19 protein-coding genes and 1 tRNA gene are annotated in these 24,430 nt (G+C 45.7%); 10 read left to right on the top strand and 10 right to left on the bottom strand.

Annotated elements, in window-relative coordinates; all coding sequences use genetic code 11:
- Positions 1-134 precede the first annotated feature (134 nt).
- Together ACI4L0_RS02240 and purA are read left to right on the top strand one after the other, a co-directional pair.
- Positions 135-1,643: an IMP dehydrogenase gene (locus ACI4L0_RS02240; protein ID WP_439798538.1), complete on the top strand. Its 1,509-nt coding sequence runs from the start codon at positions 135-137 to the stop codon at positions 1,641-1,643.
- Positions 1,644-1,692: 49 nt separating this feature from the next.
- On the top strand, positions 1,693-2,919 hold the full coding sequence (gene purA / locus ACI4L0_RS02235) for an adenylosuccinate synthase (protein WP_439798537.1): 1,227 nt from the start codon (positions 1,693-1,695) through the stop codon (positions 2,917-2,919).
- Positions 2,920-3,014: 95 nt separating this feature from the next.
- Here purA and ACI4L0_RS02230 read toward each other — a convergent pair whose 3' ends face one another.
- From ACI4L0_RS02230 to prs, 4 genes are all read right to left on the bottom strand, one after another.
- The gene (locus ACI4L0_RS02230; protein ID WP_439798536.1) at positions 3,015-4,364 is read right to left on the bottom strand and encodes an MATE family efflux transporter; all 1,350 of its coding nucleotides are present in this window, start codon (positions 4,362-4,364) and stop codon (positions 3,015-3,017) included.
- A 42-nt stretch (positions 4,365-4,406) separates the two neighbouring features.
- Entirely contained in the window at positions 4,407-5,072 is a 666-nt protein-coding gene (locus ACI4L0_RS02225) for an HAD family hydrolase (protein WP_439798535.1), read from the bottom strand.
- 14 nt (positions 5,073-5,086) lie between these two features.
- Positions 5,087-6,322, bottom strand: coding sequence for an FGGY-family carbohydrate kinase (locus ACI4L0_RS02220; RefSeq protein ID WP_439798534.1), 1,236 nt, complete (start codon positions 6,320-6,322; stop codon positions 5,087-5,089).
- Positions 6,323-6,444: 122 nt separating this feature from the next.
- On the bottom strand, positions 6,445-7,701 hold the full coding sequence (prs, locus tag ACI4L0_RS02215; protein WP_439798533.1) for a ribose-phosphate diphosphokinase: 1,257 nt from the start codon (positions 7,699-7,701) through the stop codon (positions 6,445-6,447).
- A gap of 439 nt (positions 7,702-8,140) precedes the next feature.
- Between prs and ACI4L0_RS02210 the strand changes: the two genes are divergently transcribed.
- The gene (locus tag ACI4L0_RS02210) at positions 8,141-9,247 is read left to right on the top strand and encodes a DNA adenine methylase (protein ID WP_439798532.1); all 1,107 of its coding nucleotides are present in this window, start codon (positions 8,141-8,143) and stop codon (positions 9,245-9,247) included.
- Positions 9,248-9,249: 2 nt separating this feature from the next.
- Positions 9,250-10,602, top strand: coding sequence for an MATE family efflux transporter (locus ACI4L0_RS02205; protein WP_439798531.1), 1,353 nt, complete (start codon positions 9,250-9,252; stop codon positions 10,600-10,602).
- 51 nt (positions 10,603-10,653) lie between these two features.
- Here the strand turns inward: ACI4L0_RS02205 and ACI4L0_RS02200 are convergent, their stop codons facing one another.
- Positions 10,654-11,676, bottom strand: a complete 1,023-nt coding sequence (locus ACI4L0_RS02200) for a branched-chain amino acid aminotransferase (RefSeq protein ID WP_439798530.1) — start codon at positions 11,674-11,676, stop codon at positions 10,654-10,656.
- Positions 11,677-11,870: 194 nt separating this feature from the next.
- Between ACI4L0_RS02200 and ACI4L0_RS02195 the strand changes: the two genes are divergently transcribed.
- Both ACI4L0_RS02195 and pta read left to right on the top strand, forming a co-directional pair.
- Positions 11,871-11,944 (top strand) — tRNA-Pro (locus ACI4L0_RS02195).
- Between the two features lie 65 nt (positions 11,945-12,009).
- Positions 12,010-13,041 (top strand): phosphate acetyltransferase, encoded by a 1,032-nt coding sequence (gene pta, locus ACI4L0_RS02190; protein WP_439798529.1) that lies wholly within the window; start codon positions 12,010-12,012, stop codon positions 13,039-13,041.
- A 129-nt stretch (positions 13,042-13,170) separates the two neighbouring features.
- Here the strand turns inward: pta and ACI4L0_RS02185 are convergent, their stop codons facing one another.
- Positions 13,171-13,653 (bottom strand): COG2426 family protein, encoded by a 483-nt coding sequence (locus ACI4L0_RS02185; RefSeq protein WP_439798528.1) that lies wholly within the window; start codon positions 13,651-13,653, stop codon positions 13,171-13,173.
- Between the two features lie 82 nt (positions 13,654-13,735).
- Positions 13,736-15,352 carry a lysine--tRNA ligase gene (lysS, locus tag ACI4L0_RS02180; protein WP_439798527.1) on the bottom strand — a complete coding sequence of 539 codons (1,617 nt, stop codon included), beginning with the start codon at positions 15,350-15,352 and terminating at the stop codon, positions 13,736-13,738.
- Between the two features lie 175 nt (positions 15,353-15,527).
- Between lysS and ACI4L0_RS02175 the strand changes: the two genes are divergently transcribed.
- On the top strand, positions 15,528-17,306 hold the full coding sequence (locus ACI4L0_RS02175) for a phosphoglucomutase (protein WP_439798526.1): 1,779 nt from the start codon (positions 15,528-15,530) through the stop codon (positions 17,304-17,306).
- Between the two features lie 6 nt (positions 17,307-17,312).
- Here the strand turns inward: ACI4L0_RS02175 and ACI4L0_RS02170 are convergent, their stop codons facing one another.
- On the bottom strand, positions 17,313-18,149 hold the full coding sequence (locus ACI4L0_RS02170) for a Cof-type HAD-IIB family hydrolase (RefSeq protein WP_439798525.1): 837 nt from the start codon (positions 18,147-18,149) through the stop codon (positions 17,313-17,315).
- Between the two features lie 2 nt (positions 18,150-18,151).
- Entirely contained in the window at positions 18,152-19,894 is a 1,743-nt protein-coding gene (ettA, locus tag ACI4L0_RS02165; protein ID WP_439798524.1) for an energy-dependent translational throttle protein EttA, read from the bottom strand.
- 157 nt (positions 19,895-20,051) lie between these two features.
- On the opposite strand from ettA, the gene trhA reads away from it, so the two are divergent.
- Positions 20,052-20,729, top strand: coding sequence for a PAQR family membrane homeostasis protein TrhA (trhA, locus tag ACI4L0_RS02160; protein WP_439798523.1), 678 nt, complete (start codon positions 20,052-20,054; stop codon positions 20,727-20,729).
- Between the two features lie 94 nt (positions 20,730-20,823).
- Here the strand turns inward: trhA and ACI4L0_RS02155 are convergent, their stop codons facing one another.
- Complete coding sequence (locus ACI4L0_RS02155; protein WP_439798522.1) at positions 20,824-22,077, bottom strand: vWA domain-containing protein; 1,254 nt, start codon at positions 22,075-22,077, stop codon at positions 20,824-20,826.
- A 347-nt stretch (positions 22,078-22,424) separates the two neighbouring features.
- Between ACI4L0_RS02155 and ACI4L0_RS02150 the strand changes: the two genes are divergently transcribed.
- Both ACI4L0_RS02150 and ACI4L0_RS02145 read left to right on the top strand, forming a co-directional pair.
- Positions 22,425-23,567, top strand: a complete 1,143-nt coding sequence (locus ACI4L0_RS02150) for a hypothetical protein (protein ID WP_439798521.1) — start codon at positions 22,425-22,427, stop codon at positions 23,565-23,567.
- Between the two features lie 177 nt (positions 23,568-23,744).
- Positions 23,745-24,332: a helix-turn-helix domain-containing protein gene (locus ACI4L0_RS02145; RefSeq protein WP_439798520.1), complete on the top strand. Its 588-nt coding sequence runs from the start codon at positions 23,745-23,747 to the stop codon at positions 24,330-24,332.
- Positions 24,333-24,430: the final 98 nt, after the last annotated feature.

Below are 24,430 nucleotides of genomic sequence, written 5' to 3'. Positions count from 1 at the left end.
GCCCCTGCGCTGTAAAACTCAGGGTGACTTCCGCAGTTTCCTTAAAGAAGATTTTGAAGAACTTGTAAAACCCGTCTGACTTTTCAAGTTTCTCAAGATAATAAAATTTCCAGTTTCAATTCCAAGAGGGCAAAATGGCATACTTTTACGAAGAACCGTCTCACACATTCGGTGAGTATCTTTTGATTCCCGGCTACACATCCGCAGAATGTATTCCTGAAAATGTTTCACTGAAAACACCTGTTGTAAAATTCAACAAGAAGTCAGGCGAAAAGCCTTCGCTTTCAATGAATATTCCGCTGGTGAGCGCAGTAATGCAGTCTGTTTCCGATGACAGGATGGCCATTGCGCTTGCAAAGGAAGGCGGAATCAGCTTTATTTTCGGCTCGCAGACAATCGAAAACCAGGCGGCTATGGTTTCCCGCGTAAAATCGTACAAGGCCGGCTTTGTAACTTCTGACTCCAATATCAGGCCGGATCAGACACTTGAGGAAGTTGTTGCCCTTATACAGCAGACTGGTCACAGCACGATTGCAGTGACAGCTGACGGAACAGCGCACGGAAAACTTGAGGGAATTATTACAGAGCGTGATTTCAGAATCGACCATGTGCCGGCAAATTCAAAAGTAAAGGACTATATGACTCCGTTTTCAAAGCTTGTTACAGGAAAAGACGGAATCAGCCTGAGCGCGGCGAACGACTTGATTTGGGCGCACAAAGTGAATCAGCTTCCTGTGATTGACGAAAAAAACTGTCTTGTTTCAATGGTTTTCAGGAAAGACTTTGACAACCACGAAACTCATCCAAACGAGCTTCTTGACGCCGACCACAGATATATTGTTGGAGCCGGAATAAATACCAGGGACTATATGGAGCGTGTTCCTGCTCTTTTGAAGGCTGGCGTTGATATTCTGTGCCTTGATTCAAGCGAAGGCTATTCTGAATGGCAGGCAAGGGCACTTCATGACATACATGAAAAATTCGGGCCGGACGTGAAGGTCGGAGCTGGAAATGTTGTTGACCGCGAAGGGTTTATGTTCCTTGCGGAAAACGGAGCGGACTTTGTAAAAATCGGAATCGGCGGCGGTTCAATCTGCATTACCCGTGAGCAGAAGGGAATAGGCCGCGGACAGGCGACGGCTACAATCGAAGTTGCAAAAGCCCGCGATGAATACTATCAGAAAACAGGCATTTATGTGCCTATCTGTTCAGACGGCGGAATTGTGCATGACTACCATATCACACTTGCGCTGGCTATGGGCGCGGATTTTGTGATGCTCGGGCGTTACTTTGCAAGATTCGACGAATCCCCGACAAACAAGCTGATTATAAATGGAAACTATGTAAAGGAATATTGGGGAGAAGGAAGCAACCGCGCGCGCAACTGGCAGCGTTATGACCTTGGCGGAAAAAAAGGCATGGCATTTGAAGAAGGCGTTGATTCGTACGTTCCTTATGCAGGCCGTCTTCATGACAATGTTTCGCTTTCGATGAGCAAGGTGATTCACACAATGTGCAACTGCGGCGCTCTTTCAATTCCGGAGCTTCAGGAAAAGGCAAAGCTTACACTTGTTTCTTCCACTACAATCAGCGAAGGCAGCGCGCATGATGTTACAGTGCGCAATACTTCTATTCACAGCTGATTTTTGAAAACACTGAAATTCTAGGCGCAAAGCCTTGGAGGATTTATAAATGAATGTTGTTATCATTGGTGCTCAATGGGGCGATGAAGGAAAAGGCAAGATTGTAGATTATCTTGCAAAAGATGCAAAATATGTTGTCCGCTATTCAGGAGGCCCGAATGCCGGCCATACAATTGTTGTGGATGGAAAGCAGTTTGCGCTTCATCAGGTTCCAAGCGGAATTCTTTATTCCGATAAAAAAGTTTTTCTTGGAGCTGGCATGGTAATTGACCCAGAGGCTTTGTTTGATGAACTTAAGATGATAAAGGAAAACGGCGTTGACTGGGAAGGAAGAGTTTTTATTTCCGACCGCGCGCATCTTATTCTTCCAAAATACCGCCAGATGGATAAAGACAGGGATTCTTCCCGCAAGCGTCCGATTGGAACAACGGGCAGGGGAATAGGAATCGCATACAGTGAAAAAGCGCACCGCGACGGACTTCGCCTTGCTGACATAGACTGGGCTGAAAAAATCAATGACCTTGACAAGGAGGACATTGAGTATCTGAACAAGTACAAAGAGCAGCTTCTTCAGATGAGAGTGGATCTTACACAGAAGATGTGGGAATTCCGCAAGGACAATATTTTGTTTGAAGGCGCCCAGGGTGCAATGCTGGACATAGATTCCGGCACTTATCCTTATGTAAGCTCCGGAGCTTCTTGTGCGGCAGGCGCAGCTACAGGATGTGGAATCGGTCCGCATGATCTTGACCATATTCTGGGCGTTTTCAAGGCCTATGAAACCCGCGTGGGAAACGGTCCTATGCCGACAGAATTCAACAGCACAAGCGAAGGGGAGCTTTGCCAGTATGTCCGTGACACAGGCCGTGAATATGGTGTTACAACAGGAAGAGCCAGACGCTGCGGTTATCTTGACCTTGTTGCTCTGCGATATGCATGCCGCGTAAACAGTTTGGACAGCCTTGTTCTGACTCATCTGGATATTTACGATGCTATGGAGCAGATTGAAGCTTGCGTGGGCTATGAAATCAACGGAAAGATTGTAACGGATTTTCCTGCGAACATTGACCATCTCAACAGCGCAAAGCCGATTCTGCAAAAATTCTCCGGATGGAAGACATCGCTCAAGGAATGTAGAAACTACAAGAAAATGCCTAAAAATGCCCGTGCCTATGTGGAGTTTATTGAAGCCTTTACGGAAACACCGGTGAGCATTATTTCTGTAGGCTACGAGCGCGATGAAACCTTTATCCGTAAAAATCCCTGGAAAAAATAAAGGGAATCTTCTGAAAGCAAAGCGCTGATTAATCCATAAAAGTGTTGGTCAGCGCCTTGTTGAATTAAAAATGCCGTTGCGGAATTGCGCGGCGGCTACACGATTTTCTTCCGCATCCAGACTTTTGATTTCCACCTGAAAAGCATCAGCGTTCCCCTCAGCATTTCATCGCATGCCATTGCAATTATAACACCGGGAAATCCCCAGCCGAATAGAAGCGCAAAAATGTAGGAAAGCATTACTGAAATAATCCAGTTTGAAAAGATTCCTGCTCCCACAGGAAAATGTATGTCCCCGGCGGCCATAAGGCACGGGATAATTATAACATTCACGGAGCGGCCAAGCTCAAGGAAAAAAATCACAGGCATAACGGAAAGTATCACGGCGGCAATCGCTTTGTTCTGTGTAAAACATGCCGTTACCTGTGTTCTGAAAACAAAAATCAATGTGGCAATAGTAAGGCTCACTGCGCTTCCAGCAGCCTGATAGCGGAACACATTCTTGTATGCTGTTTCCTGAAGTCCTGCTCCGCAGTAATGGCCTGTTTTTATCTGCGAGGCTGTTCCTATTGAAATCGCAATCATGTAGACGAATCTGAGTATTGTCATGAGATATGTGAATGCCGCAAGGGCTGCTGTTCCAAATGTTGTAATCAGAACCATTATAACCATCTGGGACAAATTCCATGAAAGGCTTTCTCCTGCTGAAGGAATTCCTATTCTGAGAATCTGCTTCCACTCGCTGAAATCGATTCTGAAAGGAGCGGCCGCGGAATATCTACAGTCGCTAAGTGACATAATTCGCACAGAAAGAATTGCAGCACCCGCCAGCTGGCTTGCAACTGTAGCAATCGCAACTCCCCTGACACCCAGCACAGGAAGCCCGAAAAATCCGTACAGCGCAAGCGCATTGCCTGCAATATTGAGCAGATTCGCAACGGCATTGACAATCATCGCATCCCTGGTATGACCGTAGCTGCGCAGTATGGAAGACTGGACTATTGAAATTCCAGAGAACACAGAAAAAAGCGAGCAGATGAACACATACTGGCTGGCAAACTGGCGCACATCAGTGTCGATGCTGTATCGCTTCAGAATCTGCGGAACTGAAAATGCAAATACCGCTCCGAAAAACAAGCCGAACACGACAATCATCTGAAGCGCAGTCCGGGAAATGCTTTTTGCCTTTTCAGTTCTGCCTGCCCCTAGAAAATTTGTGAGCAGAATTGCCGCGCCGTTCGGAATAACCTGAAGCAGAACAAGAATGAACCAAGTGTACTGGGTTGTAAGTCCGACTGCTGCAACAGCTTTGTCCGAGTATTTGGAAAGCATAAAAATATCAATGCTTGAAAACGCAAGGAAAAGAAGGTTTTCAATAATCAGAGGATACGCTATTTTTCTGAGCGGGGTTTCGTTTACTCTGTCAATGCAATTTTCTTCTGCCATAAAACAACTCCAAGGGCTGAAAATATATATGGCAATTTTTTTTTAGTCAAGTGCGGAGAAAGAAATTCCAAGCGCGCCGGGAATATTGACCACATCGGAAGCGTCTTTTACAAGAATTCCGCCCATGCCCAGCTCAAGCGGAAGCGCAATGTCAATGTCGAATCTGTCGCCCACAGAAACGCACTCGCAGAAATTGCTTGATGTTTTTTTTGCGGCAAGCTCCAGCATTTCAATGGCGGGCTTTGATTTCATGCAGGTATCTAGCCCTATCACATCGGGAATGACATCTGAAATTCCAGCTGCCTCCAGAGTTCGCCTCGCTGCCTTTACGGGGTTGTTTGTAACACAGATGAGATTAAATGATTTTCCGAGTTTTTCAAGAAATTTTCTGAGGCGCAAATCCGGCTGAAGGAATTTTTCGGGCTGTAAAAGTTCGTTCCGCCATTTTATGCTTGTTTCAATGTCAATTCCAAAAGCAGGAAATGTATTGCCCAGGCTTATTTTTTTTCCGTTGTGCTGCGCGCTCCACTTGGCTCTGTAGTTTTCAATCATATTCCTGGCATCGTCTTCTGAAATTTTGTTTATGTGGGCGTAATGTCTGATTTGTACGTCAATCTGCTCTGCCACAAATTCCGGGCATGTATAAAGAGTTCCGTCTATGTCAAAAATGAAAGTTTTTATTTTTTCAGGAATTGAATAAAGCTGCATCGGCGCGCCGTCTTTTAAACTGTATGCGGATAAAAAATTTCCGCCGCAGAAAACAGCGACTTTGCCGCATCCTGCAAGCTGGAAAAAATTCCAAGGGAAAAAAATGCAAATGCCGCATCCCCTGAAAGCTCGGCATCGGAACAGGACGGAATTACAATTTTCATTCCGGTGATGTCGGCCTTCATCTGGTTCCAAAGCGCGCTTTTTGCCTGTCCGCCTGAAACTCTCATTTCGTCAGGGAACGCAAGACCTTGTTCAGCGGCGGCGGATTTTAAAACATTCAGGGCATCTTTTAAATTGAGGGCGGTTTGAATCATCAGGTATTTTCCCTGGTCAAGCGAAGGGTCAGTTCCATCGCTGTCCACAAGCGCCTGGACAAGAGAGGCGTAGTCAATCTGCTTTCCGCGCTCCCGTTCAATTTTCAGCTTGAAGGAATCAAATCGCGCTCCTGAATCAGAAAGCAAAACGGATGCATTCCAGAGTTCCGGCACAACAGAAGGAAGGCTCCGGATGCCGCTGCCTTTAAGCGGAAACGGGGTGCAAAAATTCAAGCCTTCGCTGGAGCCGGCCCTGTCGCATAGAATTCCAGGCTCTACTGTGGCTGTGCCCATAAGCGCAGAAATAAAATCCGGCGCACCGCAGAAAACGGGAAGCCCCTCTGAAATTCCGTGTTCCTCCGCGCCCAAAAAAAGAGCAGCCTTTCTTGAAAGACCTGACAGCCTGTGAGAAGACAGCACAAACGGCGGAAGTTTTTTTATATCATCATTTGAAAATCCGTTTTTTAAAAGCAGCTCGGAATTCCAGTAGACGTCCTCAAACCTTTTTTCAGGCAGAATGGTGCATGCTTCTCCTGTGAGCAGCCACAAAAAATATTCGGGGCCGCTGAAGATAAAATTGTCGTTTTTCCATACGTCAGGAAATTTGTCCTTGAATGCAAGCAGGCGCGGAATAAAAAGAGATGTGCCAAGCTGAACCACAGGCTCGTTCCAAAGAAAAGTTTCCCCGGACTGAGAAACAAGGGTGGGGCCGTTGCCGCTTACACAGATTCCGCAGGGATGTCCTTCTGGAAATTGAAAAAGCAAATCCTGAAGTGCATTTTGAAAAGCGGGAAGCCATTCCTTTGAAGCATGCTCTGTATTGCAAAGAAGAAATGGTCGGCGGCTGAATGCACGCACTTTCCCATTTTCCGTAATAAAGGCAGCCTTTAAAGAAGATGTTCCTATATCAACACAAAGAACTGTCTGCTCCATAAAAAACCTAAAACAAAAAGCCGGGAGTTTTCAAAGTTGCCTCTGAAAAATTATTGTTACAGTGAATAGTCCGTTTTGGATTATTCACTGTTCCTTGGGAATTCTATGTTTTTAGAGATTCCCTATTCTTTCTTTTCAGAAGCCGGAGTTGAAACCTTTATGAGCTTGTCAATAATTGTGCGGTTGTCAAGCAAATCACTCAGAGACTGCTCGTGATGAAGCCTTGTGATTACATTTGCAAAAAGCCCTGAAACATTTGTGCTGATATACCACTCGCGCTTCAAAAGCTCTTCATGGTAAACCGCATTTGTTCCAATTATTCTATAGAAAAGCCCCTTGCTGTAGGCTTCGTCAAACTGCTCGATTGCGTTTCCCGTAAAGAAAGGAAGGCTGATAGCGGCGATGACTTTTGTTGCGCCCTGTTCATGCAAAAATCCCATTGCCTTGAGCAGAGTGCCGCCTGTTCCAAGCATGTCGTCTGCAAGGAAAGCAACTTTTCCCTTTACATCGCCTAAAAGCTTTATGCTCTTGATGTTTGTGTTTTTTGCATCCTGAGTAACAATCGAATAGTCGCGCTCCTTGTAAATCATTGCAAGCGGCTTTTTAAGTCCAGTGGCGTAAAATTTATTGCGGTCGATTGCTCCTGTGTCAGGGCTTACAACAACAAGGTCTTCCTTTGTAAGATCAACAACATTTGCAAGCTCGCGGATAATCTGGTATGAAGCATGAAGGTTTTCGCAGTGTGTGTGTGCGAATGCGTTGACAATTTCGCGGGAATGAAGGTCAAGCGTGATAATCCGCCGAACTTCCATCATTTCGTAAATATGTCCTAAAAGAGCGGCTGTAAGACCTTCGCGGCTCTTCTTTTTGTGCTGGCGGCTATACGGATATGCCGGAACAACCAGGGTAATCTGGCGCGCGCCTGCCTGACGGACTGCATCAATGGTAACGAGAAGACTCATCACATGGTCATTGACACTCAGGCTTAAAACATTTTTTCCTTCGTTCAAAGAAAGCTTTTCGTGGTTTTCAACATCCTGAAAAATATAAACATCCTTTCCGCGTATGCAGTCCAGAAGTTCTGTTTTAAATTCTCCGTTTGCAAAATAAGTAAAACGGGCATTGACCTTGAAAAGCGGAGGACGGTATTTGTCTGTTGTTCCGCGGATACACAGGTCGCTTGTTTCAATGTCATTTTTCAGATTAATCTGCTGAACAATATCGTCTTTTTCCATTCCATAGCGCTTTGAAATTACATCGCTCTTGAGTGAAAAACGATGCTTATACATACGGCGCAAATGTGTGATTACTTCATTGGCAAAAGACTCTCCGCCCGGACAGGCTACAACAGCAAGATCAGTTGGCTCAGAATACGGCATTATTCTTACCCCTTATTTGTTTTTTTTCGCAGAAGATTCATTCAGAAATTTTGTAGATATAATACCGTTTTATGCCCCTCTAGGTCAATAAAAGTGCTGTAGACTTTTGCATTTGTCTTTTATATTATTGTTGTAACCAATAAATTGCTGTTCCTCATTTTTATGGGAGGCGGCAAATGGCAAAGACAGTTGGCAGATATAATCTTCCATTATGAATTGATTCGTGCGGAAGTTTGCATGCTCCGGTGCCTTGCATCGTAAAAATGGTGTGTAATCCCGGCTGCGATACCTTATGGAAAAGAACGATGCCTTGCTGCTTGCGGCGATGTTCGTTCATTTGAAAATTTTTTTGGTTCTGTGGAATAATGCTTGGTTCGCCTTCCTCTAAAGGCAGGGGAACTTGGAGAAATAAAATTCCGCTAAAATTTACGGTGCAGCAATGACAGAAAACATAGACTATCTGACAAGCCAGATTATCACATACATTGGAAACAAAAGAGCTCTTATAAACAGCATCCGCCCGGAAGTTGAAGAGATAAGAAGCCGGCTGAAAAAACAGAAGCTTGTCTGCGCGGATTTGTTTTCAGGCTCCGGTATTGTTGCGCGCATGCTCAAGCAGTATTCTTCAACTTTGATAGTCAATGATCTTGAAGAATACTCGTCAGTGCTCAACAGCTGCTATCTGTTCAATAAAAAGGATTTTGACAGCGAGGCATATTTCGGCTACAGAAAATCAATAGAAAAAGAATTCTTTGAGAAAAAAATTCCGGGGATAATTTGCAGGAATTACGCGCCGGCATCCACGGAAGATATACAGCCCGGGGAGCGGACATTTTATACACGGGAAAATGCTGAGCGCATAGATTCGTACCGTACGCTGATTGACAGAATTGTTGACCGTGAGGAATACAGAAAATTTTTTATTGCTCCGCTGCTCACAGAAGCTTCTGTGCATGTGAACACATCGGGAATTTTCAAGGGGTTCTACAAAGATAAGCGCACCGGCATCGGATGCTTCGGGGGAACTGCAAGAAATGCCCTGTCAAGAATCATGGGACGGGTGGAGCTTCCTGTTCCGGTATTCAGCAATTTCAAGTCGCGCTTTGAAATCTACCAGAAGGACACTTCAGAGCTTTGCACGCAGCTGAAAAAAATCGACGTCGCATATCTTGATCCGCCGTACAATCAGCATCCGTACGGCTCGAATTATTTTATGCTGAATCTGATTGCGCGCAATAAAATGCCGGACGCCAGGCTCAGTAAAATTTCAGGAATTCCCGCGGACTGGAACCATTCAGTGTTCAACAGGCGCAAGAGCGCATTCACCAGCCTTGAAAAAATAATCAGCTCGCTTGATGCAAAATTCATTATCATATCATACAATTCAGAAGGCTTTATTAAGCTTGAGGACATGAAATCCATGCTGGGAAAATACGGAAAAAACAAAACCGTGGAAATTCCGTACAACACATTCAGAGGCTCCCGCAATCTGAGCGCGCGCAGCATCCATGTCAGCGAATATCTTTTTATTCTGGAGAAGGACTGATCATGAAGACAGGAAAAAACAGTCTGGATATGCTGAATGGAAGCCTTCTGGATAAAATACTGATTTTTGCGCTTCCCTTTGCAGCAAGCAGTATTCTTCAGCAGGTGTTCAATTCCGCGGATGTTGCGGTGGTAGGACGGTTTGCAGGCAGTACATCTCTGGCGGCAGTCGGGAATAATGCGCCGATAATAAATCTCATAATAAATATTTTTGTGGGAATGTCGCTCGGTGCGAATGTTCTTATTGCATCTCTCATCGGCCAGGACAGAAAGGACGAAATAAAATCAGCGGTTCAGACTGTGGTTTCCGTGGCGGCGATAAGCGGAATTTTGCTTGCGGCTGCGGGGCCTGCGATCTCCCGTCCAATTCTGGAAAAAATCGGAACACCCCCGGAAGTTCTGGAGCTTGCATCGCTTTATCTGCGCATTTATTTTTTAGGAATGCCGGCGGTGATGTTCTACAATTTCGGCTCGGCAGTGCTGAGAAGCAAGGGTGATTCCAAGCGGCCGCTGTACAGTCTTGCAGTGGCTGGAATACTCAATGTGCTTTTGAATTTGGTGTTCGTAGTGGTTTTTCATCTTGGTGTGGCGGGTGTTGCTGTTTCCACGGTAACGGCAAACTACGTCAGCGCGCTTTTGGTATTCCGCTTCCTGCTGAATGAAAGCGAGCCGTTCAGACCGGACATCAGAAAACTCCGCATAAATCAAAGGCAGTTCCTGAAAATATGCCGCATAGGAATTCCGGCCGGGCTTCAGGGAATGGTTTTCTGCTTTTCGAATATCTGCATTCAGGGCGGAATAAACACTTTTGGATACAATGCTATGGCAGGCTCGGCGGCGGCGCTCAACTTTGAATACTTTTCATATTTTGTTGTCAGCGCATTTACACAGGCTGCAACTACTTTCACAAGCCAGAACTTCGGCGCCCGGAAATTCAGCAGGTGTAAAAAAATCTACAGGCTGTCAATGATGTGCAGCATTCTTATTGCCGGCTTTATGTGCTTTGTCTTTGTGTTTTTCAGAAACAGCCTTGTAAGATTGTATACAACAGACAGCGATGTTCTTCCCTTTGCCCTCACAAGAATTGTCTATGTGGAATCGCTTGAATTTCTTACAAGCACTTATGAAATTACAGCGGGCGCGCTCCGGGGAATGGGGTGCTCGATGCTTCCGGCGGTTCTTACGCTGGCTGGCTCCTGTTTTATACGGCTTGTCTGGCTTGCGACTGTGTTCAAGAAATTTCCTGAGTTTACAACAATAATGAGCGTTTATCCTGTGAGCTGGGTGATAACTGGAACTGCTGTGATAACTGCATACGTAATCATAAGAAAACGCAAATTCCATGGAGCGGAATAAAAAAAACGGCCGCCCTTTTGAGCAGCCGCATAATTCACAGAGGTGATTTTATTATTTTATTTCGTAAATCCAGCCTTCCGGAGCTTCGATTTCGCCCATCTGAATTCCAGTGAGCGTTTCACGCAGTTTTGAAAGAACAGGTCCCATTTCCTCCATTCCGGACGGCAATAGAATTTCCTTTCCGTGGTCATTGATTTTTCCGATTGGAGAAATAACAGCCGCAGTTCCGCACAAGCCGCATTCCACAAAGTCAGAAAGTTCGTTCTTGTTAATCGGGCGCTCCTCTACTTCGATGTGCAGATAATCTTTTGCAACCTGAACAAGAGAGCGGCGCGTAATGGAAGGAAGAATGCTTCCAGACTTTGGAGTTACAAGTTTTCCGTCCTTTGTAACGAACAGAATGTTTGCGCCGCCGGTTTCTTCGATATAGGTATGGGTCGCAGGGTCAGTGTACATATTTTCTGCAAAGCCGTTTTTGTGTGCATCAACAATGTTGTAAAGGCTCATAGCATAGTTCAGTCCGGCTTTAATATCGCCAGTTCCGTGAGGAGCAGCGCGGTCAATGTCAGAAATGCGGACAGTTATCGGTTTTACGCCGCCCTTAAAATACGGACCTACAGGAGTAACAAGAATGCGGAACTGATATTCATTGGCAGGTTTTACGCCGATAACAGGATTTGAGCCGAACATAAAAGGACGAACGTAAAGAGTTGCACCGCTTCCAAACGGCGGAACCCAGTTGATATTCGCTTTTATAGTATCAATAACGGCCTTTACAAAGCGTTCTTTCGGGAAAACAGGCATTTCAAGACGCTTGCAGCTGCTTTCCATACGCTCGGCATTCAAATCCGGGCGGAACGCTACGATTCTTCCGTCTTTTGTTGTATAAGCCTTAAGACCTTCAAAACAAGTCTGCGCATACTGAAGGACACAGGCACATTCAGAAATCTTTACCTTGTCATCTTTGATAAGCTTTCCGGAATCCCACGCACCATCTTTGTAATTCGCAACAAAACGCCTGTCTGTTTTTATGTAACCAAACGGCAGGTTCGCCCAATCAAGATTTTTCGCCATACTCCACCTCTGAAAAATGTCGGCATAAATGTCGGCAGAAATTTTCGCTTATGATAGCACAAAATCAGGTCTTGCACAATCAACGCGGAAATTAAAACTTCCGCCCGGACAGGGGAGTGCAAAAAATCGCCGTGAAAAAAGCGCGGTAATTAATTGATAATCATTTTTGTATTTGATATAATAACGCCATATTTCGGGCAATAGCGCAGTTGGTTAGCGTGCGTGTCTGGGGGGCACGAGGTCCCGGATTCGAATTCCGGTTGCCCGACATTCAAGTCAAATAATGAAATCTTGAAAAATTAAATTTTCAATGTTTTTAAAAGAAGGTGCATTATGGATTTTGTTTCGCAGCTGAAGGAAAAAGCTAAGGCGGCTGGAAAAAAAATTGTGCTCTGCGAAGGCGAGGACAAGCGTGTTGTTGAGGCGGCGGCCCGGATTGTCAAGGAAGGAATTGCAAAAATCATTCTTATCGGAAATGAAGCGGAATGTGCTGCTGTAGCTCCCGGCGTTGACCTTTCAGGAATTGAGCTTGTAGATCCTGCCACAAGCCCGGACACAGACAGATATGCAGAGATTTTGTTCAAGGCGCGTGAAGGAAAAATCAATAAGAAAACAGGGCAGGCGGAATATCCTTCAGTTCAGGATGCAAAAAACTATATTCTTAAAGACCGCACAATGTTCGGTGCGCTCATTCTGAAAGCGGGTGATGCTGACGGTTTTGTGAGCGGCGCGTGTCATTCAACGGCAAACACTTTGCGCCCGGGACTTCAGGTTATAAAGACTGCGCCTGGAATCAAGACTGTTTCATCAAGTTTTATTATGGTTGCTCCGGAAGGCGGAAATTCCTACATAAAGGAAGGAGTTGCTCTTCTGGCTGACTGTGCAATCAACATTGAGCCTTCAAGCGAGGAGCTTGCGGACATTGCCATTGCCACTGCGGACACAGCAAAAAGAATCGCGGGCATTGAGCCTAAGGTTGCTATGCTGAGTTTCAGCACAAAAGGCAGCGGAAATGACGACAAATTCCTGAAGAGCGTTCCAAAGGTTCAGGAAGCTGTAAAAATTGCGCAGGAAAAAGCTCCTTCTCTTTCACTGGATGGAGAATTCCAGTTTGATGCGGCTGTATCTCCTGAAGTCGGTGCTCTCAAGGCTCCTGGCAGCAAGGTTGCAGGCCATGCAAATGTGTTTGTATTCCCGAATATCAATGCAGGAAACATCGGATATAAAATTGCCCAGAGAATGGGCGGCTGGATGGCAATAGGGCCTGTGTGCCAGGGATTTGCCCGTCCGCTGAATGACTTGAGCAGAGGCTGTAGTGTTGACGATATTATTGCAACTGTGGCGGTAACTGCGCTTCAGGCATAAGGAAACACAGAAACCTCATAATAATTTTTGAGATTTTTATAAAAAAACAAGCTGTCCGTAAGAACTGTTGTTTCAGTTCATTGCCGGGCAGCTTTTTTTATTGATGAAGGCGGAGTTTTCACCCTTGCGTTATTTTCCCACAAAAGCTCCTATTGCTCCGAATGCGCCAAAGCTTACGGCCATCATTATGCAGCCTGCCATTATAATGCCGAGCAGCACGGCGGCAACTGTTTCACGGAATTTTATTCCAAGAAAACTTGCGGCAAGTGTTCCTGTCCATGCTCCTGTTCCCGGAAGCGGAATTCCTACAAACAGCATGAGCGCGGCAAAAATTCCTTTTCCTGCTTTCCGCTGAAGTTTTTCGCCGGCGGCAGAACCTTTGACCAGAAAAAAGCGGCAGATTCCTCCGATAGCGGGCTTGTCTTTTCCCCACTCAAGAAATTTCCGCGCAAAAAGATAGATGAACGGAACCGGAATCATGTTTGCAATTATGCACACAATGTACGCCGGAACAACAGGAAGCTGAAGCGCCTGCGAAACCGGTATTGCTCCGCGCAGTTCAATCAGGGGAAGCATTGAAATAAAAAAAATAAACAAAAAATTCTTTATCATAATTTTATAAGCAAACCTTTGAATTCCGTCTGCAATAGCACCGAATAATCTGATGATTATCCAGTGCCTGCCCGGAGCGCTTTTAGTATACGCTCAGAATCTTCAGAAGCTTTTCCTTTCCGATGATTCTGAAGAAGCTTGCAAGGCGCGGTCCCTGGTCTTTTCCGATAAGAGCATGATACAATGCTGTGAACAAAGCCTTTGATTCAATTCCAAGCTCTGAGGCAATGTCATACATAGCCTGCTGACATTCCTTGTCTACAGCAAATGTGTCAAGCCGCGGAACAACATCATCGCGGACACGCTTTACAGCATCAAGCATAACCCCGGATATGTCTTCAGCCTTTGAGCCGTCTTCTCGCAGTGTAAAGCAGAAGTCCGGCGCACAGTCCGGCGCGCTTTCCCTTATCCAGTACCAGGCACATTCACAGCGGCGGCGCAGTGTTTCCTTCTGCTCTTCCTTTACATCCTTGAGCGATGCAATGACGGCTTCAATATCGCCTGAATATGTCTGGAGCAAAGTGGTCAGAAGCCTGAATCCAACCTGATACGGCTGAACTTTCGGCATTCCACATTCAATCTGGCTAAGCTCATAAATACGTTTTTCTTTCAGGAACAAATCCTCGCTTTTTGCCTTGTCGATTCCCCATGCAATTCTTTCAGTCTTGTCGTAAGCTTCGTAGATTGTAACGACGTCAAGGTCAAAGCTGATGCTGAATTCATGGTCAACCTTGTTCATGGCAAAAATATAGCGCAGAACTTCCGGCTGGTAAACTTCCAGGGCATCAACAAGAGAAATCACTTTTCCCTTTGAGGATGACATTTTTCCGGGAACGCCCTTGAGCTTTACAAAATCATACTTCATTGTAACAGGAGCATCCCAGCCAAAGACCTTTTTGCTCACAAGCTTTGCAGTGTCGTAGCTTCCGCCCGGACTTATATGGTCTTTTCCGCCCGGCTCGAACACAACTTTTTCTTCGTTCCATCTCATCGGCCAGTCAACACGCCATCCGAGCTTGAATTCCTTTGAAGTGCGAAGATCGCCTTTTTCCTCGTGTCCGCACGCCTTGCAGCGGTATGAAACTCCGTATTCGCCGTCATAGGAAAGAATTTCTGTTTCGTCCTTGTTGCATTTGCAGCAGAAAGCGGCAATCGGCCAGTAATCATCCTCCGGCTTCATCTTGTGCTGCTCATCTCTGTATTCATTCAGGCACTGCTTTATAAGCTCGCGGTTCTGAAGGGCTTTTTTCATTCCCTCGGCATAGCGGTTTGCACGGTAGCGTTCCGCCTGATATAAAAATTCAGGATGGATTCCAACACGCGGAAGCTGGGTTTCTATGTCACGCTCGTGATGCCGCGCATAATTTTCGTCCCTGCCGAATGTATCTGGAACCATTGTAATTGGATAGCGCAGATATTTTTCAAGAACTTCAGGCGAAGGCATATTGCCCGGAACTTTTCTAAAAACATCATAGTCGTCCCATGAATAAATAAAGCGCACGTTTTTGCCTCGGTCACGCAATGCGCGCGCAATTAAGTCAACTGTAATAATCTCGCGGAAATTTCCAATGTGAACGGTTCCGCTCGGGGTGATTCCGGAAGCGCAGGTGTACTGCTCAAGCTCACCCTTTTGCTTGATGATTCTTGAAGCCTGCTGGTCGGCCCAGTGGCAAAGCTCTTTTTCGTTTCTTTCTGACATAATGCGTTTATTATATTGAAAACAAAGGCGATGTTCAATGTAAGTGAAAATCGAAAGAAAATTCCGGCTGGAACTTAGGCTGGGAATTTTTTGCGGTAATGAAATGCGCTTGGCAGTCCGCTGATTTTTTTCACGTCTGCTTTTCAATTATCACAATGAAGCGTATAATAGCATTATGGAACACAATATGATTTTATCAGCATCTGGCTGGAGAAAAATTTTTACAGAGAGCGCAGATGCGGAGGACAGTTCTTCTAACATAGGAGAAACAAACAGATTTCTTTGCCTTTTAATAGCAGAAACATTTGCAGAGTACATAATTTCTCAGACTGGAAAAAAATCCCCGGCAGTTGTTGTCGCAGCCGACACCCGCCCCACAGGAAAGGAAATCGCGCAGAACATAATCCAGGGACTTTGCGCCTGCGGAATAAAAGTTGTTTTCCTTGGAACAGCGGCCGCCCCGGAAATAATGGCGTACTCAAAAAAGCACGATGGCTTTCTTTATATTTCAGCGAGCCATAATCCGATCGGGCACAACGGAATAAAATTCGGCTTGAACAACGGCGGAGTTCTTGAGGCGGGGCAGTCAAAAATTCTTGCGGAAAAATTCGCTGAAAAGTGCGGCTCGTCAAATGCGGAGGAACACGCGCTTTCGCTTGCAATCCGCGCCCAGAAAACTGAAGTGGATTCAGTTTATCTAAAAAGCGCAAAGTATAAAAAACAGTCGCTTGCGGCATATAAAAAATTCATAAGGGAAGTGATTTCCGGGAGCGCAAAAAAAAGTTTCCAGCACAGCATTTTCGCTTTTCTGAAAAAATCTGCGGCATGCAATCCACTGAGCATTGTGTGCGACATGAACGGTTCAGCCAGAGCCAGCTCAATCGACAGCTTTTTTATTCCTGAATGTGGCATCGGATTTATTCCATTCAACGAAAAAAAAATCGAGCATGCAATAATTCCAGAGCCGGAAAATTTAATCCACTGCGCAAAAAAAATTCAGGAGCTTCAGGCGCAAGGAAACACAGCCGCTCTGCTTGGATATATGCCTGACTGTGACGGCGACCGCGGAAACATTGTCTACTGGAACAAGACCGAGGCAAAGACAGTTCCTGCGCAGGAAGTGTTTGCTCTGTGCGTTATGTCGGAGCTTGCCTTTGAATACTGGAAAAATCCCGGCGTGAAGAATTTGGCTGTTGCCGTGAACTGTCCTACATCCATGCGGATTGACGAAATATGTTCCGCGCTCAATGCAAAAGTGTTCCGGGCAGAAGTGGGCGAGGCGAATGTAGTGAATCTTGCGCGCAAAAAAAGAGATGAAGGCTTCAATGTGCGGATTTTCGGAGAGGGAAGCAACGGCGGAAACATCACATATCCGTCTGCGGTGAGAGATCCCGTTGCGACTATTTTTGCGCTCGTAAAGCTTCTTGCAATCCGTGACCAGAAAAACAGGCCCGGCATTTTTCATCTGTGGTGCCGGATGTCGGGGCAGGAAGAAAAATACAGAAGCGATTTTACACTGGATGATGTAATTTCAACGCTGCCTGAATATACAACAACGGGAGTGAGCGAAAGCCGCGCGCTGCTTCAGGTGAAAACACAGGACAAGGGGCTTTTAAAAGAAAATTTCAGGAAGGAATTTATTTCATTCTGGGAAGAAAAAAAGGAGCAGTTAAAACAGGATGCTGGAATTTTCAGCTACAGGGCTTGCACAACAAACGGCACAGATGAAATTTCTGATGCGCAGGAATGGAACAATGCAAACGGCGGACTGAAAGTGCAGTTTCTTGATTCGGAAAAAAATCCCGTTGCGTTTATATGGATGCGCCCGAGCGGAACAGAGCCTGTTTTCAGAATTATGTGCGATGTAAAAGGCTCAAATTCCAAGACAGAAAAAGCCCTGCTTCAGTGGGAAACAGAGCTTCTTCAAAAAGCCGACAGCCAGAGCCGCAGCTAGATTTTCTTAGAGGACAAATTTTTCTATGAAGTCGCCAACGCCGCTTTCGTCATTGCTTTTCTGAGTGATGAAGTCAGCGGCATTTTTTATGTAATCTATTCCGTTGCTCATGCATACGCCGTAACCGCATTTTTCAATCATGCTTTCGTCGTTCATGCTGTCTCCGAATCCCATTGTGGTTCCGTATGGAATTCCGATGTGGTCAGCCAGCCAGCGGATAGATTCACCTTTGCCGCATCCGGGCGGAAGAATTTCAAGGAAGAAAGGCTTGCTTGTAAAGACAACAGCAGATTCCCCGAAATTTTCCTTCAGTTTTTTTTGCAGAATCTGAAGTGTTTCAGGCTCTCCTGGAATCAGCATCTTGGGGAAATTTCCCTGGCGCAGAAAATCCCTGTAGTTTTCCACGGTTTTGCCTTTGAGTCCGCACATGTCAACGTCGATTCGTGTCCATGAATTTTCCTCGGCATAGAAAATTGTGTCGGGCGAATATACTTCGCTTTTAAGCCCCATTTTTTCAGCCTCGGAATCAGCCTGCAAAAGAATATCCTGTTTTACGCTGCATGTAAAAATCTGTCTGCGCTCGTGCATGTCAAAGACACTGCATCCGTTTATGGCGATAATAAATTTTCCGAATTCACTTCCTGCAATGTCAAGGCGGCGCACAAACGGAAGTATTCCATCTTCAGCGCGGCCGGAGCAAAGCACAACATATATTCCGCGCCGCACACATTCCTGCAAAACCTGCACATTCTTGTCGCTTATCTGCCGGTTTGAGTCCAGAAGCGTGTCGTCCAGGTCGAGCGCAATGAGGCGCACATCAAGCTTAGAAGAAGGAAGTTTCATGTTTATGCCCTTGTAAGCTTTCTGTACATAGTTTTCTGCGGATGGTCGTCGTCAATGCCAAGGACGTTTTTCTTCCATTCAACATATTCGCTCCAGTTGCCCTCAAACCACTTGACTTCGCTGTTGTTCTCAAACGCAAGAATGTGGGTGCAGATTCTGTCAAGGAAATAGCGGTCGTGGCTTATGACAAGAACACAGCCGGCAAAACTGTTTATGGCTTCCTCAAGCGAGCGCGTTGTGGAAATATCAAGGTCATTTGTCGGCTCGTCTAAAAGCAGAACGTTTCCGGCTTCCTTGAACATAAGTCCCATGTTGAGCCTGTTTTTTTCTCCGCCCGAAAGCACGCTGATTTTTTTATTCTGCTCAGCCCCGTTGAAGTTAAACCACGAGCAGTACGCATGGGCATTCACTTCACGCAGCGCGCCGTTTATCGGACGGCCTTTTTCGTCAACTGCGCCGAGCTTTATAAGATCCGAGCCGTCTGAAAGAAGCTCAAGAACTGTCTTGTTTGGATCCAGCCGGCTTCTCATCTGGTCAACGTACACAAGCTTTACTGTGTCGCCGATTTTTATTTCGCCTGAATCAGGGGATTCTTCTCCTTCTCCTGTGGCGGCTTTTGAAAGCATTTTGAATAAAGTTGTTTTTCCTGCGCCGTTTGGTCCTACAATTCCCACAACAGCTCCTGCCGGCACTGCAAAATCCAGATTTTCAAAAAGAAGCTTGTCGGCGAATGACTTTGTAAGCTTGTGGGCTTCAATTACAAGGCTTCCCAGCCGAGGGCCTGCCGGTATTGAAATTTGGTTGTCCCTGAGCTGAACTCTTTTCTGCTCTTCGGCAAGAAGCTGCTCGTATTTTGTGATATGCTCTTTGTGCTTTGCCTGTCTACCTTTTGCGCCTGCATGAATCCACTCAAGCTCTTCTTTCATTTCGCGCTGGCGCACGGAAGCCTGCTTTTCTTCAAGTTCAAGGCGCTTTTGCTTTGCCTCAAGCCATTCAGAGTAGTTTCCCTTGAACGGATAGCCTTCGCCCCTGTCCATTTCCAGAATCCAGCCGGCCACATTGTCAAGAAAATAGCGGTCATGGGTAATGGCGATAATTGTTCCCTTGTAGTCGCGCAGATGCCGCTCAAGCCATGCGACAGTTTCCGCATCAAGGTGGTTTGTCGGTTCATCCAGAAGCAGAATGTCAGGCTGCTGCAGAAGAAGGCGGCACAGGGCAACACGTCGTCTTTCTCCTCCGGAAAGAACATCAACAACCTGGTCAGCCGGCGAACAGCGCAGAGCATCCATTGCAAGCTCCAGATTTGAATCAAGATTCCATGCATCAGCGGCATCAAGTTTTTCCTGAAGCTCAGCCTGGCGCGCGCAGAGTTTGTCAAAGTCCGCGTCGGGATCTCCGAAGGCTTCATTTACCTTGTCGAATTCAGCAAGCAGGTCTGTAATCGGCTTGACACCTTCCATTACGATTTCCTTTACAGTCTTGCCCTGCTCAAGCTGAGGCTCCTGCTCCAGATAGCCCATTGTGAATCCCGGAAGCAGATGTGTTTCGCCTGTAAAATCATTGTCCACTCCGGCCAGAATCTTGAACAGCGAGGATTTTCCTGCGCCGTTTTCACCGATAACTCCGATTTTTGCGCCGTAATAATATGAAATGCTTATGTCTTTTAGAACAACTTTAGTCCCGTAAGCCCGGGAAACCCTATCCATAGTGTAAATAATTTTTTTGTCATCAACAGTCTTTGCCATAAGCCTTATTGTAGTTTATATGATAATAATTTGCAATTAATTCAAAAAACTGCAACCTTTTTATATTAAAAATGTCTAACTGGACACTGACAGTGCAATGCGAAATTTCGGCGCTTCCATGCGCTGCCGCTGATGCCGGAGTTTTTTAGGAGGAAATATGAACAAAATATCATCGCAGTATAAAATAAAGCAGTATACAACCGCGGAGGAAATAGGAAACGCAATTTCCCACGGAATCGGTGCGCTGCTTTCGTGTGCGGCGCTTCCGCTTTTAATAGTGAATGTGGTTCGTTCTGCGGAAAAAGGAAGCTGTGCCGCCGGTGTTGTCGGAGTGTCGATATGCGGCGCGGCAATGATTATTCTTTATGCCATGTCCACGCTTTACCACAGCCTTACTCCTGCCGCGGCAAAAAAAGTGTTCGGTATTCTTGACCACTGCTCAATTTACATTCTGATAGCAGGAACCTATACGCCGTACTGCATCGCGGCTCTAGGTGGAACGCTCGGCTGGACGCTGTTCGGAATTGAATGGGGAATTGCCGCCGCCGGATGCACTTTCTATTCAATATTCGGGAGCAGAATCCGCTTGCTTTCAGCGGCAACTTATCTTCCGATGGCATGGGCGATTGTGTTTGCATGGAAAAGGCTTGTTCAGGTTCTGCCTGAATCTAGCGTGTTTTTTCTTATTGCAGGAGGAATTTTTTATACTGTGGGCTTTGTCTTTTATGCGCTCAAGTCAATAAGATGGATGCATACAGTGTTTCACTTTTTCTGTCTTGCAGGAACAGTATGCCACTTTTTCAGCCTTTGGTTTATGGGAGCCGCCGCAAACTGAATTTTAGAATTTTTCTTTTCAGCATAAAAAAAGGGCTGTCCAAAAACGGGCAGCCTTTCGTTATTTCAACGCTTATGATTTTATGCTTGTTATGCTACTTTGCGGCTTTTGTTTTTTCGTCAGGAACAATAATGCAGTCAAGAATGATTTTCTTTTCATTTGCCAGCTGCATTATTTTTTCCTGCGTTAATTTGCGCGGACCTCTTGGTTTTGGATGCGGTTCGGCATCTCCAAGAAGAATGATTTTTCTTTGCGCATCCTTTCTCCATTCATAGAACTGAATCGAAGCAAACAGGGCTTCATGCACAGCTTCTGGAATATCGCCGCCTTCGTTTCCGTGGATTATCACAGAGTCCAGCTGCTTTTTGATTTTGTCCAGTTCTCTTGTGAAATCCATGAATTTCACGGGGAGTCCCTTGTAGTTGTAGGTGTCGTTGTAGTCGCGGTAAAACAAAAGTCCTGTCCGCAGATCCCCGAATTTTTTTGTCTGCTCAATGAATTCAGGAAACCATTTTTCGCGCAGTATATCCATGTCGTCCTTCATGCTTCCTGTTGTGTCGATTGCAAGCACGATGTCCACTTTTGTTTTTGGGCTGATTCGCTCCACTGAAGCAAGAAGATCCTGCACAAGATTTTCCGGCTTGGAATAATACATCAATCCGCCGCCATCTCTTGAAAGCTCCGAGAATTTTTGCGCAGCTTCAGGACTGTAGTCATCAATGAGAATTTCCTGTTCCGGAGCGGGCAATGGTTCCGGCAGTTCTTCGATTATTTCAGGCTTTTTGGGTTTTTCCGGGGCTTTTCCGATGTCGAACATAAACGGGTTGTCCATGTATTTTCCGCTGTAGTCCCCGTACGGTTTTTCAAATGTCCGGATATTTATAAAGACTCCCTTTCCGATTTGCACAGAGCCGTTCCGCGACCATGGATAGCCGTAGTAAAGCTTGTTCGGAATGAATATGTGAAAAGCCTTGCCAAGCTGCGGGTGGTCTTCCACAGTTGAGGAAATAAGGCTGTACTTTGCATATTCAGAGCGGAGTTCCTTTCCGTCAAGGTAGCGGATTTCATCTCCGTTGGTACTGTTCCATTCACCGGCCCGGTAAGCGTAGTTTGGTTCCTTTCCGTTCGGATCTTTTGTGGTTTCAACAAGCATGACACTATTTATAGAATCTTTTTTGCGTATAAAAAGGTCTATGCCTTCCCTTTCCCCGGAAGCCGAAAACCTTTCCTTTGCTGAAATATCTTCTGCCAGAATCTGCATCTGAGGAAGCTCTACAATTCCTCGCACCTGCTGTGAGAATGCGGCGCCTGCAAAAATCAGGATTGAAAACAAAATACGCTTTTTCATACTTTTATTATCGGAATGTATTTTTTTTATTTGAAGCGGAAATGGGCGAATGTGATTTTTTTTCAGATTATAAGTTGAAAATTGAAGAATGTATGGTATAATTGTAAAAATCAGGCGGAAACGGGGTTTCCTTTTTGTTCTGCCTGTGTTTTTTTTATAGGAAGCTCGGAAAACAAATGCTTTTTCGGGACAGCCTTGTAATTGTGCCCGGCAAGGTCAGCTGTGCTTTCAGATGGAGCAGCGTGACGTTCTTTTTTAGGGGACGGTGAATAATCAGAATGAAGGTTATTTAGTGTCAGCCGCAGGGGAGCCTTCTGAAAATTTCAGTGTTTCAGGAAGCTCCCGTGATGTTTTTTGCCGCAGCAGATTTTCTTTTAAAAGGTGTGTTTGATTTGAGTGCGGATAAAATTAAAAATTCAGATTTTTCCCAGGTTGATATTTCATATTTTTTTGATAATAACGAAGCCGCAAAAAATGAGATAATACAGACTGGAATTGTTGTTTTTACAGAATACCAGCAGCGGCTCATAGAAAAGCTTCAGGCTGCCCTTGAAAAAAACGCCCCCGACAGGCTTGTGCGCCTTCAGGAAAGGCTGGGGGATGTTACAAGTCTTGCGCAGTCGATTGCCCGGTTTCCTTCCCTGCTTGAGCGCGCGAACACAACAACTTCCACACGAACTCCCATGGCTCTTGTTGAAAGCATCATATCCTATCAGGAAGAAGGCGATACTGTGCTCCACATGCCGTCAAAGGCTATTCTGGGCAAGGGCTTTCTTGTGACAAAAATCCATACGTTTTTTTCGATGTCCAAGCTTGCCAGAAACTATGCCCTTATGTCAGAGCAGGAAGCCAAGGAATACTACGACGAAACTGTTTCCATGATGTTCACGCTCATGGCGGAAGATGTTTACATGAACCTCATAAAGGACAAGTCAATTTCTATTGACCTCAGAAGGGAGCTTGCGAATTCCCTGATAATTCTCTGGGAGCACAGAAGCGATCAGACAATTTCTGACATTGCGCCTGTTTTGCAGTCGGTGTGGTCTGCGCGCCGCCGTCTGGCTCCTGCGTTTGGCTCTATGATGGGAACAAGCGAGCTTATGACTGTTACTTTTCAGATGGATGAGCAGTGGGGCGCATTTATAAGGGAAAAACTCGGCGAGCCTGATGTTGCCCAGGCAATGGAGGAATTTCTTTTCGGTGTTTCCTATGAGCAGATTCTGAGGCTGAAAGGAATTCTGAGGGAGCAGGGCGTAAAGTCGATTGGCCGCGATGAGGTAAGTTCCTACCTTGGAGAGCGCGTAAAGACGGACATCAACCTTGACTACCGGGATTTTTACCTTTTGTACACTGTGCGCCGTGACAACGCCAGAGCCAGGCAGAGGCTTCATATCGAGGGCCCGAAAAATACGCTGGAAGACCATTTTATCCGCTTTATAATGGAAAAAAACCAGGAAAAGCAGAAAAATGACACTTTTGCAAGGTCGTGAATCCGCCTGGACGGAATATTTGACAATAGGTTTTTATCCTTGAAAACTGAAGTTTTTCGAGGTTTCCAATATATCTTGCTGTTTCAGTATTTCAGCGAAATATGAAAAACGGCATGGAAGCGCCGGCTGATTTTTTAAGTTAACCAGAGCTTCCGTGAAATTACTCGGGCAAAAAAAATGAGCGAAGAAGAAAATAAAAAGCAGTATCAGTTTGGAGAAAAACTCCGGGCTGTGCGTGAGCGCAAGCACATGACACTGAAGACCGTGGCTGCGCATGCAAAAGTAAGCGAAAGTCTTGTTTCACAGATTGAGCGCAATAAGGTTTCCCCTGCGATAGATACTCTGCTTGATATTGCGGATGCCCTGGACATAAGCCTTGAATTTCTCTTTGAGGAGTACTGCCGCCGCCGCCCCGTTTCTGTAATCAGCTGCGAGGACAGGCGTAAAATCCACGAGGAGGATGTTGTTTACGAGGAGCTTTCAGATCCGTTTTCCGGCAATGGAGAAAATTCCTTTGAAAGCTACACAATATCCATTCCTCCGGGAAGCCGGACACACAGGGGAAGCTACGGTCATCTTGGAAAGGAAATGGGGCTGATTGTTCAGGGGAAAGGAATTCTCCACTATGGAAACAAGGAAATTGCGCTCAAGGAAGGGGACAGTGTTACCTTCAATGCAGGGTCGCCGCATGTGCTGGAAAATACCGGCTCTGTTGAGCTGAAGGCTATCTGGATGGTGACCCCTGCCCAGAAGTTCAATGCCTAAGTCGCTTTCTGATGTTCCTGATGTGATTATTCTGTTCTGCTGTTGCTCTCATTGAATTTCTGTTTATTATCCTATAAACTATAGGGTAAATTCTTATT

It is taken from the genome of Treponema sp. (assembly GCF_051883275.1).
Classification (GTDB): Bacteria; Spirochaetota; Spirochaetia; order Treponematales; family Treponemataceae; genus Treponema_D.
This window is presented reverse-complemented; position numbering and strand designations above follow the sequence as displayed.

Bases quoted from the DNA above. Each gene is read 5' to 3' on its own strand.
- ACI4L0_RS02240 (WP_439798538.1), top strand. From the start codon at position 135: ATGGCATACTTTTACGAAGAACCGTCTCACACATTCGGTGAGTATCTT.
- purA (WP_439798537.1), top strand. From the start codon at position 1,693: ATGAATGTTGTTATCATTGGTGCTCAATGGGGCGATGAAGGAAAAGGC.
- ACI4L0_RS02230 (WP_439798536.1), bottom strand. From the start codon at position 4,364: ATGGCAGAAGAAAATTGCATTGACAGAGTAAACGAAACCCCGCTCAGA.
- ACI4L0_RS02225 (WP_439798535.1), bottom strand. From the start codon at position 5,072: ATGCAGCTTTATTCAATTCCTGAAAAAATAAAAACTTTCATTTTTGAC.
- ACI4L0_RS02220 (WP_439798534.1), bottom strand. From the start codon at position 6,322: ATGGAGCAGACAGTTCTTTGTGTTGATATAGGAACATCTTCTTTAAAG.
- prs (WP_439798533.1), bottom strand. From the start codon at position 7,701: ATGCCGTATTCTGAGCCAACTGATCTTGCTGTTGTAGCCTGTCCGGGC.
- ACI4L0_RS02210 (WP_439798532.1), top strand. From the start codon at position 8,141: ATGACAGAAAACATAGACTATCTGACAAGCCAGATTATCACATACATT.
- ACI4L0_RS02205 (WP_439798531.1), top strand. From the start codon at position 9,250: ATGAAGACAGGAAAAAACAGTCTGGATATGCTGAATGGAAGCCTTCTG.
- ACI4L0_RS02200 (WP_439798530.1), bottom strand. From the start codon at position 11,676: ATGGCGAAAAATCTTGATTGGGCGAACCTGCCGTTTGGTTACATAAAA.
- pta (WP_439798529.1), top strand. From the start codon at position 12,010: ATGGATTTTGTTTCGCAGCTGAAGGAAAAAGCTAAGGCGGCTGGAAAA.
- ACI4L0_RS02185 (WP_439798528.1), bottom strand. From the start codon at position 13,653: ATGATAAAGAATTTTTTGTTTATTTTTTTTATTTCAATGCTTCCCCTG.
- lysS (WP_439798527.1), bottom strand. From the start codon at position 15,352: ATGTCAGAAAGAAACGAAAAAGAGCTTTGCCACTGGGCCGACCAGCAG.
- ACI4L0_RS02175 (WP_439798526.1), top strand. From the start codon at position 15,528: ATGGAACACAATATGATTTTATCAGCATCTGGCTGGAGAAAAATTTTT.
- ACI4L0_RS02170 (WP_439798525.1), bottom strand. From the start codon at position 18,149: ATGAAACTTCCTTCTTCTAAGCTTGATGTGCGCCTCATTGCGCTCGAC.
- ettA (WP_439798524.1), bottom strand. From the start codon at position 19,894: ATGGCAAAGACTGTTGATGACAAAAAAATTATTTACACTATGGATAGG.
- trhA (WP_439798523.1), top strand. From the start codon at position 20,052: ATGAACAAAATATCATCGCAGTATAAAATAAAGCAGTATACAACCGCG.
- ACI4L0_RS02155 (WP_439798522.1), bottom strand. From the start codon at position 22,077: ATGAAAAAGCGTATTTTGTTTTCAATCCTGATTTTTGCAGGCGCCGCA.
- ACI4L0_RS02150 (WP_439798521.1), top strand. From the start codon at position 22,425: ATGTTTTTTGCCGCAGCAGATTTTCTTTTAAAAGGTGTGTTTGATTTG.
- ACI4L0_RS02145 (WP_439798520.1), top strand. From the start codon at position 23,745: ATGAGCGAAGAAGAAAATAAAAAGCAGTATCAGTTTGGAGAAAAACTC.